Annotated in this window: 10 protein-coding genes; 5 read left to right on the top strand and 5 right to left on the bottom strand. The window is 51.6% G+C overall.

Annotation, left to right across the window (positions count from 1 at the left end; all coding sequences use genetic code 11):
- From JMW05_RS05070 to JMW05_RS05060, 3 genes are all read left to right on the top strand, one after another.
- Positions 1 to 639 (top strand): carbonic anhydrase, encoded by a 639-nt coding sequence (locus tag JMW05_RS05070; protein WP_201504278.1) that lies wholly within the window; start codon positions 1 to 3, stop codon positions 637 to 639.
- A 260-nt stretch (positions 640 to 899) separates the two neighbouring features.
- Positions 900 to 1,442 carry a lactoylglutathione lyase gene (gene gloA / locus JMW05_RS05065; RefSeq protein ID WP_201504277.1) on the top strand — a complete coding sequence of 181 codons (543 nt, stop codon included), beginning with the start codon at positions 900 to 902 and terminating at the stop codon, positions 1,440 to 1,442.
- A 109-nt stretch (positions 1,443 to 1,551) separates the two neighbouring features.
- Complete coding sequence (locus JMW05_RS05060) at positions 1,552 to 2,592, top strand: mechanosensitive ion channel family protein (RefSeq protein ID WP_201504276.1); 1,041 nt, start codon at positions 1,552 to 1,554, stop codon at positions 2,590 to 2,592.
- A gap of 72 nt (positions 2,593 to 2,664) precedes the next feature.
- Here JMW05_RS05060 and JMW05_RS05055 read toward each other — a convergent pair whose 3' ends face one another.
- The 3 genes from JMW05_RS05055 to ribA all read right to left on the bottom strand — a co-directional run bounded on the left by JMW05_RS05055 (position 2,665) and on the right by ribA (position 5,107).
- Positions 2,665 to 3,132 (bottom strand): c-type cytochrome, encoded by a 468-nt coding sequence (locus JMW05_RS05055; RefSeq protein WP_201504275.1) that lies wholly within the window; start codon positions 3,130 to 3,132, stop codon positions 2,665 to 2,667.
- Between the two features lie 319 nt (positions 3,133 to 3,451).
- Positions 3,452 to 4,459 carry an oxygen-dependent coproporphyrinogen oxidase gene (gene hemF / locus JMW05_RS05050; RefSeq protein ID WP_201504274.1) on the bottom strand — a complete coding sequence of 336 codons (1,008 nt, stop codon included), beginning with the start codon at positions 4,457 to 4,459 and terminating at the stop codon, positions 3,452 to 3,454.
- A gap of 30 nt (positions 4,460 to 4,489) precedes the next feature.
- On the bottom strand, positions 4,490 to 5,107 hold the full coding sequence (gene ribA, locus JMW05_RS05045; RefSeq protein WP_201504273.1) for a GTP cyclohydrolase II: 618 nt from the start codon (positions 5,105 to 5,107) through the stop codon (positions 4,490 to 4,492).
- A 392-nt stretch (positions 5,108 to 5,499) separates the two neighbouring features.
- Between ribA and dxs the strand changes: the two genes are divergently transcribed.
- Both dxs and JMW05_RS05035 read left to right on the top strand, forming a co-directional pair.
- Positions 5,500 to 7,536, top strand: a complete 2,037-nt coding sequence (gene dxs, locus JMW05_RS05040; RefSeq protein ID WP_201504272.1) for a 1-deoxy-D-xylulose-5-phosphate synthase — start codon at positions 5,500 to 5,502, stop codon at positions 7,534 to 7,536.
- Positions 7,537 to 7,915: 379 nt separating this feature from the next.
- Complete coding sequence (locus JMW05_RS05035; protein ID WP_201504271.1) at positions 7,916 to 8,743, top strand: inositol monophosphatase family protein; 828 nt, start codon at positions 7,916 to 7,918, stop codon at positions 8,741 to 8,743.
- 71 nt (positions 8,744 to 8,814) lie between these two features.
- Here the strand turns inward: JMW05_RS05035 and JMW05_RS05030 are convergent, their stop codons facing one another.
- Together JMW05_RS05030 and JMW05_RS05025 are read right to left on the bottom strand one after the other, a co-directional pair.
- Positions 8,815 to 10,296, bottom strand: a complete 1,482-nt coding sequence (locus tag JMW05_RS05030; RefSeq protein ID WP_201504270.1) for a WS/DGAT/MGAT family O-acyltransferase — start codon at positions 10,294 to 10,296, stop codon at positions 8,815 to 8,817.
- Positions 10,297 to 10,379: 83 nt separating this feature from the next.
- On the bottom strand, positions 10,380 to 11,204 hold the full coding sequence (locus JMW05_RS05025; protein WP_201504269.1) for a thiazole synthase: 825 nt from the start codon (positions 11,202 to 11,204) through the stop codon (positions 10,380 to 10,382).
- Positions 11,205 to 11,395: the final 191 nt, after the last annotated feature.

Raw genomic sequence — 11,395 nt, 5'->3', positions numbered from 1 at the left:
ATGACAGACCGTAAACGCCCTACCTCTGGACAAGAAGCCCTTGAACTGCTCAAAAATGGTAATGAGCGTTATGTCACCAGTCTGACCAGCACCGACCCGATGACCCAAAAACGCCCTGAGCTGGTGGACAAGCAAGAGCCGTTCGCCATCATCCTTGGCTGCTCGGACGCGCGCGTTCCTGTAGAGATTGTCTTTGACCAAGGTTTGGGCGATTTGTTCGTGATTCGTGTGGCGGGCAACATCGTTGCACCCTCACAGATTGGCTCGATTGAGTTTGCCGCCGAGCAGTTCGGCACTCAGCTGGTTGTCGTGCTTGGGCATTCGCATTGCGGCGCGGTCACCGCGTGCGTGGACACCATCTTAAACCCTGAGCAAAACTACTCACCGAACTTGCAGTCTATCGTGGACCGTATTCGCCCAAGCGTCTACAACCTGTATGAGCTCGCCTCAGCGACAGGTCAAGACGTCGATACTGATAAATTGGTCGATAGCTCTATCCGTGCCAACGTACGCATGTCGGTCAGCCAGTTAAAGCACGGCTCGCGCATCCTAGAAGACCTGTGCGATAGCGGCAAATTGCTGATTGTCGGCGCAGAATACGACCTAAAAACAGGCAAGGTTGAGTTTTTTGAAACCTAAAAACTGCCTCTGATAGCGCACCGATTAAGCGTCTAACACTTACTTTATAAGCGCTTAATAAGTGCTTATCGCGTGCGCCTTATGTATGAGCCTTTACAAAACCACAGTCGTAAAGGCTCATTTTTTTATTATCATAAATAAAGACGCCGCCCGTGCGCCATTGTCACTGTGATTATCATTGTGATTGTCACTGTGTCTCGGTCGATATTTTTTATGACACCGATAACAACAGACAACGACACCAAAAATAAGGGAGACTTATGTCCTCAACCAATGAACAACCCAAAAACAGCATCCAAGCCGACGGCGTGCAGCCCATTAGCACGCAGACCAATGGCTTTACCTTTAACCACACCATGCTGCGCGTCAAAGACCCCAAAAAATCTTTAGCCTTTTATACAGGCGTGCTTGGCATGACCTTGCTTGAGCGCAAAAAATTCCCAGACATGGGCTTTGATTTGTACTTTTTGGCAAAGCTGACCGACGAAGAGCGCGACAACTTGCCAGCAGGTGAAGACCTTGCCATTTATGCCTTTCGCCAGCGCGGTATTCTTGAGCTGACGCACAACTACGGCACCGAAGACAAAGACGACTTTAGCTACCATGACGGCAATGCCGAGCCACAAGGCTTTGGGCATATTTGCTTTAGCGTGCCTGATTTGGACGCGGCAGTTAAATGGTTCGATGACAACAACGTCACCTTTAAAAAACGTCCTGAAGACGGCAACATGAAAAACATTGCCTTTATCAAAGACGTAGACGGCTACTGGATTGAGATTGTCCAAGCGGGCCTAATGGGCTAAATAAGCCAATAATAGTGATGCTGCTTGCCTGTGTGCCAGCAGTATCGCGACAATAATAACAATAAGTCCAAAACGACCATAAAAACGATAAGATAAGGAGCGTCAGTTTATGCCTACCTCGGATGGCAGTCTCACATTAGACAATGGATTAACGATTTATCAGCAAATTGTGCAAACGACCAATGAGCTGGGCACGGATTTTATCGAGCGTACCCCGTACTTTGTTGCCGCGCTGATTGTGTTTGCCATTTTTTGGCTGCTCTCCATTGTCTTTAAAAAGGTGATACACAAGCTTTTGGGCGCGCGCAGTCGTCACCAAAACTTGGTCAAAGTATTCCAGCGGGTGGGCGGCGCACTGATTTTATTTATTGGCGTTATGGTCGCGCTGGTCATCTCTATTCCTGGTTTTACCCCTGCCAAACTGATTGGCGCACTGGGTATCGGTTCGGTGGCGATTGGTTTTGCATTTAAAGACATTTTTCAAAATCTATTGTCAGGCATTTTGCTGCTGCTCTCTGAGCCGTTTCGTATCGGTGATCAAATCATCTCAGGCGATTACGAAGGGACGGTCGAGGATATCAAAATCCGCGCCACCACCATCAAGACCTATGACGGTCGCCAAGTAGTGATTCCCAACTCTGACCTCTATACCTCAGCGTTAACCGTCAATACCGCGTATAAGCAGCGCCGTCTACAAGTGGGTGTGGGCATCGGCTACGACGACGATATCGAGGGCGCAAAAGCGCAGATTATCCAAGCGCTTGAAGATTCAACCAGCGTATCGCGCATCCAAAAACCAAGCGTCATTGCCACAGGGTTTGGTGATTCGTCCATTGATTTGATGGTGCGCTGGTTTATTGATGATGGCACGCAAGCCAACAAAGTCGCCTCGATTCACGAAGTGATTGTGCAGATTAAATCCAAACTCGATGCTGCAGGCGTGAACATTCCGTTCCCCATTCGTACGCTAGATTTAAGCGACGCTTCTGTCGATGCGGTGGTCGAAAAACTGCATGACAAACAACAAGCCCAAAAAGCCCAAGAGAAAAAAGAGCAAGACGCACATCAGCAAAAAGCAACCGCGACGCAAGAGACACAAGATACCCAAAGCGCCATCCCTGATGACAACCTGCCGCAGCAAGGCGATTGATTGCTTCTTTAGCGCATAAAAAAACCGCTCAAGTATGCTTAGGCGGTTTTTTATTGGCAGATCTGGCTCAGATCAGCTCTCTGCGCGGTACTCGGTGTGGCATGATTTGCACGATGCACCCACTTCTGCAAAGGCAGGCTGGACATCTTCAACGCTACTTGCGCCTTGTGCTGCTTGATTAAGCGCGTCGGTGGCTTGCTTAAATTTATCCGCTTCGCTGCTAAAACCGTCCGCGTCGCTCCATACGCTATCCATCGCACCGCCTTTGGCGCTTTCATCTTGAAAATGCGTCCACGGGCTGTCGGCGCTGTCTGCCAAGAATGCGGCTTGCTCTTTAAACACTGCCGCGTCAAACGTATCAGGCGCTTTGACCATATCGCCCATGACGCCCATCGCATCGCCCCAGCTTTTCATAATGTCTTCACGAGCCTTGATGTCTGGACTCGCGGACTGGCTACAGGCGCTCAAGCCTACTGCTGCGCTGATCAGCGCCATAGTGACCGCCGATTTTACCCCGCAGGTACGATTAAATAATGACATCACAAACTCCTTAATTATAACAATACATTGTCATGGTGCAGACGCGCCGCCGCATGACAATAAAAAATGAACCGTAACCCAAACAGGTTAGGAAAAATCAAAATAGCAAACACTTGGTTAGCCCTTTTACAACACAATGTAGCCTTAACCAAAGCAAGCGAGCTATAGTAATTGCGTGCCTTTTTGTTCATGAATGGTTACTTGCCTGCGGCGGGGCAAAAAGCGATGCAGGCTGAAACAACGCAAAAAGGTCAGCACTTTCACAGCACTGACCTTTTTTATGGTAGCTTTCAGTATTGACTGATAGCATTGATTGATATTAGCTGGCTAACGGGCAGTCTTTCGTCAGCCATTCGCGCGGCTTAAGATAATAGTCGGTGAGCGCAAATTCAGGCGTACCCGCCTCAGGCTCAAAGCGATAATGCCAGCTGGCAAGCGGCGGCATACTGACCAATACCGACTCAATGCGCCCGTTACTTTGTAGCCCAAACAGTGTGCCACGGTCATAGACCAAATTGTACTCGACATAGCGTCCACGGCGATACAGCTGGAACTCACGCTGCGCCTCGGTATACGGCGTCTCGCGGCGGCGCTCAAAGATGGGCACGATGCCATCCAAATACCCTTGCCCAACCGCTTGCATAAACCCAAAACAAGTCTCAAAATCCCAGCCGCGACTTTCGGTATTCACGTCATCATAAAACAGCCCGCCAATACCGCGCTGCTCATCACGGTGACGCAGATGAAAGTACTCATCGCACCACTGCTTAAAGTCAGGATAGACCGACTCGCCGAACGGCGCGCACAAGTCATGGCAGACCTGATGCCAATGCACGCAGTCTGCCATCACAGGATAATAAGGGGTCAAGTCAAAACCGCCACCGAACCACCAAATCGGCGGTTTGCCTGCCGCTTCAGCAATGAACATACGCACATTGGCATGGCTGGTCGGTACGTTGGGGTTTTTGGGATGCACGACTAACGATACGCCCATCGCTTGGGCGCGGCGACCTGCAATGTCAGGGTGGCGCGCGGTTGCCGAGGCGGGCAGGTTGTGGACGTGGATATGGCTGAACATCACGCCTGCCTTCTCGATGACCTCGCCATCTGCCAAAACGCAGGAGCGACCGCCGCCGCCTTCAGGACGCTCCCAATTGTCAGGGACAAAGCGTGCACTACCGCCGCCAGCGCTTTCTTGCGCCTCTAATGCCGCACAGATACGTGCTTGCAAATCTAACAAAAAGGCGCGCACACGAGCGATGGCTTCGCTGTCAGGTACGCCAGCGGGGTCGTGTTGGTCTTGGGTCTGTGCGGTGGTGTCACTCATAGCGCTCGGCGGCTCCCTATAAAAAGCAGATTAAAACTCATTGTCCAGCAAGTGTCCCATACGATCACGCTTGGTGGCAAGGTAGCTGGCATTTTCATCATTGACGCCGACCAATAGCGGCACACGCTCGACCACCTCGATACCATGCTCAACCAGATACGCAAGCTTATTGGGGTTGTTGGTGATGAGGCGTACCTTATCTACCCCGACATGATCCAGCATGGGTTTGCACATATCGTAGATGCGTGCGTCTGCGGGCAATCCTAGTATTAAATTGGCATCGAGGGTATCATGACCTTGGTCTTGTAGGGCGTAGGCACGGATTTTATTGGTCAAGCCAATACCGCGACCCTCTTGGCGCAAGTACAGTATCGCCCCGCAGCCGCTTTTTTGAATGGCATGCATGGCGGCGTTTAGCTGTGGTCCGCAGTCGCATTTGAGCGAGCTGAAGGCATCGCCTGTCAAGCATTCTGAGTGAATGCGTACTAAGGGGATGGGAGGGGTGTCGGTAGGTGCGCTTTGCCTGTCGATGGGCAGCCCAACGGTCAACATCACATGCTCTTGACCTGCTTCATTTTCAAAAATATGAATATCAAACTCGCCATGACGAGTCGGTAATTTGGCACTGGTGATAAATTGATATGACATTATGTCCTACATACGGTGCAATCGCGGAATCCATCAAATCGCGATAGGTATCAAAGTGATAACAAGGTTCGATGGGGCGCACGGGGTGTGAACGGATGGGTTTGTTATAAAAACACATAAAGTTCACAGACGACGCACGATGATTGAAGCGACAGTTAAAAAAAAATGCTATTATGCCATACTATTTTGACGGATACAGTGACAAGTCTTTGTGCTTGCATTACTGTAGCGTCACCAGCCGTGATGCGCGTGCAGTCTTGATTGAGCGTTTGTGTCGGGTATAGGCGCCTGTTACACAGTCACAAACAGATAAGCTGTGTCGTCTATGCTAAAGTGCATGACGATATGATTCATAATAAATTGTCAGTAGATTGGTAGGTATCGTAAGATTTATGCAGCAGTCACCTCATCCCTCACAGTCTTGGTCACCCACATCGGCACCCGCGACAGACGCTACTGGCCTGCAACAGACATATACAGCGATACCGCATGTTCGTCCTACCACGCCGCTACTCGATACCATCGACAGTCCAGCCGACCTCTCTGCACTCAGTCCTGAGGCGCTCATCACGCTTGCAGACGAGCTGCGCTTGTTTTTATTATACTCCGTTGGGCAAAGCGGTGGGCACTTTGGTGCCAACCTTGGTGTGGTCGAGCTGACCTTAGTATTGCACTATTTATTAGACACGCCTGCGGACCAAATCGTCTGGGATGTGGGGCATCAAGCCTACGCGCACAAAATCCTAACAGGTCGCCGTGAACGCTTGACAAGTATCCGTGCTAAAGACGGCTTGACCGCCTTTCCTGAACGCGCTGAGTCGGTATACGACACCTTTGGCGTGGGGCATTCATCGACCGCGATTTCGGCAGGGCTTGGCATGAGCCTTGCGCTGCGCTACCAAAACCGCCCGCAAACGGTGGCGTGCGTCATCGGTGACGGCGCGATGACAGGCGGCATGGCGTTTGAGGCGATGAATGACGCGGTGCAACAAGACGCCGATTTATTGGTGGTCTTAAATGACAATGACATGTCGATATCGTGCTCGATTGGTGGCTTTTCGCGCCACCTAGCGATGCTGTGGGAGTCAGGCTATCAGGTCGATATTACCGAAGACGGTACGCCTGCGATTAAAAAACGCCCCGACATGCAGACCTTTGACCGCCGCAAGCGCCACACCGAGCAGCGCGCGGTACCCAAGCTAGAAGACAACCTGTTTAAAGCGATTGGCTTTACCTATTTTGGTCCTTTTGATGGCCATGATGTGCCTGAGCTGCTGCGCGTCTTAAGCCGTGCCAAGCAAGTCAAAGGTCCTGTCTTAGTCCATATTTATACCACCAAAGGTAAAGGCTTTGCGCCTGCCGAAGCTGACCCCGTGGGCTATCACGCGATTGGCAAACTGCCTGCGGACAACAGCAAAGCGGAAGCCGCGCCACAGCCTGCACCTGCTTTAAAATACTCGCAAGTGTTTGGGCAGTTTTTGTGTGACAAGGCAGAGGCGGATAATAAGCTGCTCGCCATTACCCCAGCGATGGAAGAAGGCTCGGGCATGACCGAATTTGCCAAAGCATATCCTGAGCGCTTTTTTGATGTGGCGATTGCTGAGCAGCACGCGGTCACGGTCGCGGCGGGCATGGCGACCCAAGGCGTCAAACCGATTGTGGCGATTTATTCCACCTTTTTGCAGCGCGGTTATGACCAGCTGATTCATGACGTGGCGCTACAGAATTTGGACGTAACCTTTGCTATCGATAGAGCGGGTCTGGTCGGCGAAGATGGCGCGACGCACGCGGGCGTGTTTGATTACGCGTTTTTGCGCTGCGTGCCCAATATGCTGATTGCTGCGCCCAAAGATGAAAACGAATGCTATCACTTATTAAATACCTGCTATGAGTACGAAGGCAGTACCGCCGTGCGTTATCCACGTGGCGCGGGCGTTGGTGCGCCGATTAGCCGTCCTGCCGAGTGCTATCCGATTGGCAAAGCGGTCCTAGAAGCTCAGTACGGCGATATGCAAGCGGGCACGCACATTGCGATTTTGGCATTTGGGACGATGGTTGCGGCAGCGGTAGACAGCGCCGAGCGTTTAACTGACCCAGACAGCAGCGACTTTATCGCTGATTGCGCGGTCAGTGTTATCAATATGCGCTGGGTTAAGCCACTCGATACCGAGATGCTAGAGCGTCTGATTGCCGATGGCGTCACCCATATTGTGACGGCTGAGGAGCATATGATTATGGGCGGCGCGGGCAGTGCCGTGAATGAATACCTGCTCAATGACTCAGCTGCCTATACAGCGCGTCCGTGCGTCATTTATAATATTGGCATTGACGACCGTTTTATCGCGCATGGCTCGCCTGCCGAGCAGCTGGCAGATTGTGGCTTAGATGCCGATGGCATCGTGCGCCAGATTCGTACCATTGCCGCGTAGAGGCTCAGTCTCTGTTTTGACGTGACGCTTTGTCGTGACGGTGGTTTGTTTTTATTTATATGATTTACCAAGCTTCTGTTTAGACAAATAACGGCGGCGCTGTTTGTTCGCTGTACCATATTATTTTACGTATGATGTACTGTTGATTGGCTGGGCGTGTTGACGCAGCGCGCTTGGCAACCCATCACCTACTTGCCGTAGGTGCTTATTGTTTTACAGCATGGATGATGACCACGGGGCAAGTCAGTAGTGCCTTATGGTTTGCTATGGCAAGTCGTTTCAGTACATTACTGAGGGTTGGACTTGGCGTATTTCTGTGCTGGTATGGCTGTTTTAACCCCGTTCTTCTTTCACTTTTTTTCACACAGATAGGTTATTTATGGAACCCATGGTCGTCATCGCAGCCCGCGCTGCAGAAAAAGTTGGTACTGAGATTTTACACGCGCACCAAAACCGCCACAAAATCGAATTTGATATTGAGTCAAAAGGCATTGATGGTCTGGTCACGCGCATCGACCGCTTTAGCGAAGAGCTGACGATTGAAACGCTAAAGAGCAGCTATCCCAATCATTCCTTCCTAGGCGAAGAGTTCGGCTATCAAGAAGGTCGCGGCGAAGACGCAGACTGGTGCTGGATTATTGACCCACTAGACGGCACCAAAAACTTCGTACACGGCTTGCCACAGTTCTGCGTGTCCATCGCCGTACAGCACAAAGGCGTGACCCAGCATGGCGTGGTCTATGACCCTGTCCGTGACGAGATGTTTTCAGCGAGCCGTGGTAAAGGCGCACGCCTAAACCAGCGCCGCATCAGCGTGAGCGAACGCAAAACCTTAGACGGCGGTCTATTCACCACAGGTCATCCGTACGAGCGTATGAAAGATGGCGCGCCTGTGTCTTATGCCGCTGAGCATTTTGAGAGCTTGCGCCGTGTGCACGAAGCGGGCGGTCAGGTACGCCGTTTGGGGTCAGCCGCGCTGGACTTGTGCTACGTTGCCGCAGGTCGTTTGGATGGCTATTTTGAGATGTCTATCAAGCCTTGGGACATCGCAGCGGGCGAGCTGATTGTCAATGAAGCACGCGGCGTGGTGGTTGACCATAAAGGCGCGCACGATTCTATGACCACAGGCTCTATCTTCGCGTGTAACGTCAAACTTTTAAAGCCACTCATGCAAGTGGTTGTCCCTGCTTGGAACAATGTGCTATAAGCAATCATCATTGCTAAGCAATAAAAAAGCTGACTTATGATGAGTCAGCTTTTTTTGTTTTATCGTTTTTTTTAAGTCGCGCTTTGCGGTGGTGCTGCGTCGGCAGCGTCGTCGCCCGTGTTTGCCGTATGGGTCAGGCGCTGGTTTTCCTTGGTATCGGCGGTCACGTCAGTTAAGGGTAGCGCGTCTTTACTAAGTGTTTCTAATTCCGTTAAGGCATCGTCCAATAGTGCGAGCATGTTTTGTACGTGCGGCAGTAGCTTGCTACAGGCGGTAATACCAAATTCAATCTTATCCAAATAACTGGCAAAGGTAATGTTCATGCCTTGACCGTTAAGCACCACAGAAGCGGGGTAGAGCGCGGTCATCTGCGCGCCATTCCAGTACAGGGGTTTTTTTGCGCCAGGGACATTTGAGATAATCAGGTTAAAGGCTTGTTTTTTCGGGAACAGACCCGTCAATACATTGATGCCCTCCCATGCGTAGGCAAGGGCGCTGTAATTAATCACTTGCGTTGGCGTCATGCGTCTGAATTTTTGCTTACCGCTGTTCATACTGCGGTGGATGAGCTGTACGCGGGTCAGTGGGTTGTCCAAATGCGTGCCCAAGTTGGCAAGTACGAACGACACCTGATTGCCGCCCATGCTGTCATCACGGCGCAAAGAGATGGGCACAAAAGCAATCAAAGGCTTGGTCGGCAGCGCGTCCATACTTTTTAGGTATTCACGCAGCGCGCCTGCACACACCGCCAGCACCACGTCATTGATACTGACGCCGAGCGCGTCCGATACGGTGCGAAAGCGCGCCATATCATAAGACTGCGCGGCAATACGGCGTGAGGCTGAGATACGCTGGTTTAAGATACTGCGCGGCGCATCGAGGGTGCTGACATAGTTGTCATCGCCATGATGGCGAATGGTATCGACCAGCTCGCGGCACACAGGCACGATGCTGCCGAGCTGCGCTTTGACGATGCGCCCAATGGATTTGTCTTTGGGCAAGATGTTGTCTATCTGGTTGCGGTGGCGGGTCATCAGCGACCAGACAGGCAAGGTCATCGGCTCAGTCGCCGACTGTGACAAGGACTTTTGTACCAAGCGCATGGCGGCGATGCCATCGACTAAGGAATGATGAATCTTAAAATATAAAGCAAAGCGCTCGGGGCGACCTGTCGACTCCGCTTCAAGACCCTCAATGACGTGACATTCCCACAAGGGCATGGCGCGGTCGAGCAGCCGTCCGTGCTCTTTGGACACATAGCGCAGCAGCTCGCGCACATTGGCAGGCTCAGGCAAAGCGACATGGCGAAAATGATGCTCAACATCAAAGTCATCATCTTGTTGCCAAAACATCAAGCGGTCGAGCACTTGGTTAAACGGAAAAGTCGGCGGCACATTGGAGGTCTGCATCTGGCGTACCAGCTGACCGACAAAGTCACTGCTGGTGTCGTCCGCGTCAGGCAGCTCAAACAAAAATAAACCGCCCACGTGCATGGGCTGCCTGCGTGACTCCATCCATAAAAACAACTGGTCAACGGCGTTTAATAAACGCATGATAAATCCTCAACTGTCAGCCGCCTGTGCCGCGCCTTTACTGTCGTTGTTGTTGGGCGTGGCACACGTGCGCTGATGATAGGTTATTGAAAAAAGTAGCCCGTTTGCGGTGAGCTGGCCTGCGCCATTTTGCGCATCGGCATACGTCCTGCCAAAAACGCCTCACGTCCTGCCCAGACGGCGTGACGCATCGCATGTGCCATCATGACAGGGTCTTTGGCATGGGCAATCGCAGAGTTCATCAGCACGCCATCACAGCCAAGCTCCATCGCAATCGCGGCATCTGATGCCGTGCCCACGCCCGCGTCTACAAGCACAGGCACGTTGGCATTTTCGATAATCAGGCTTAATGTGTGGCGGTTTAACAGACCCAAGCCTGAGCCAATCAAGCTGCCGAGTGGCATGATCGCCGAGCAGCCCATGCTCTCAAGCTCTTGCGCCACAATTGGGTCATCTGAGGTGTAGACCATCACTTCAAAGCCGTCATCGATGAGCACCTTTGCCGCTTTAATGGTCTCGACCACATTGGGATACAGGCTCGTCTCATCGCCCAATACTTCAAGCTTTACCAGATTATGCCCATCTAGCAGCTCGCGCGCAAGCTTACAGGTACGAATCGCAGAGTCGGCGTCAAAGCAGCCTGCAGTGTTCGGCAGGATGGTGTATTTGTCAGGAGAAATCACGTCCAATAAGTTTGGCTCGTCGGGGTTTTGCCCGATGTTGGTACGGCGAATCGCCACCGTGACAATCTCAGCACCCGAAGCCGCAATCGCCTCGCCCGTTTGCGTCAAGTCTTGATACTTGCCCGTTCCTACCAAAAGACGTGAAGAAAAGGTACGACTGCCCACAGTAAAGCTGTCATCTAACAATCGGGCATGGTCAGCGCCATAAGAAGCGGTCTGCGTCATAACAAACATCCTGATGATTTAAGTAAGTAGGGGAATAAAAACATGAGAATCATGATGAATAAACTGGGGTAAATAGTGCCATAAAGCCTGTGCTACCCCGCGCCTTGCACCCAAAGGAATGCGGTATTTATTGCAGCGCACAAAGTGGTATTATAACAAACTCAGCACGGCTTACGGACACGCGTTACTCG

The organism is Psychrobacter aestuarii (genome assembly GCF_904846035.1).
GTDB classification, from domain to species: Bacteria; Pseudomonadota; Gammaproteobacteria; order Pseudomonadales; family Moraxellaceae; genus Psychrobacter; species Psychrobacter aestuarii.
This window is presented reverse-complemented; position numbering and strand designations above follow the sequence as displayed.

Coding starts and splice junctions, on each gene's coding strand:
- JMW05_RS05070 (WP_201504278.1), top strand. CDS start 1: ATGACAGACCGTAAACGCCCTACCTCTGGACAAGAAGCCCTTGAACTG.
- gloA (WP_201504277.1), top strand. CDS start 900: ATGTCCTCAACCAATGAACAACCCAAAAACAGCATCCAAGCCGACGGC.
- JMW05_RS05060 (WP_201504276.1), top strand. CDS start 1,552: ATGCCTACCTCGGATGGCAGTCTCACATTAGACAATGGATTAACGATT.
- JMW05_RS05055 (WP_201504275.1), bottom strand. CDS start 3,132: ATGTCATTATTTAATCGTACCTGCGGGGTAAAATCGGCGGTCACTATG.
- hemF (WP_201504274.1), bottom strand. CDS start 4,459: ATGAGTGACACCACCGCACAGACCCAAGACCAACACGACCCCGCTGGC.
- ribA (WP_201504273.1), bottom strand. CDS start 5,107: ATGTCATATCAATTTATCACCAGTGCCAAATTACCGACTCGTCATGGC.
- dxs (WP_201504272.1), top strand. CDS start 5,500: ATGCAGCAGTCACCTCATCCCTCACAGTCTTGGTCACCCACATCGGCA.
- JMW05_RS05035 (WP_201504271.1), top strand. CDS start 7,916: ATGGAACCCATGGTCGTCATCGCAGCCCGCGCTGCAGAAAAAGTTGGT.
- JMW05_RS05030 (WP_201504270.1), bottom strand. CDS start 10,296: ATGCGTTTATTAAACGCCGTTGACCAGTTGTTTTTATGGATGGAGTCA.
- JMW05_RS05025 (WP_201504269.1), bottom strand. CDS start 11,204: ATGACGCAGACCGCTTCTTATGGCGCTGACCATGCCCGATTGTTAGAT.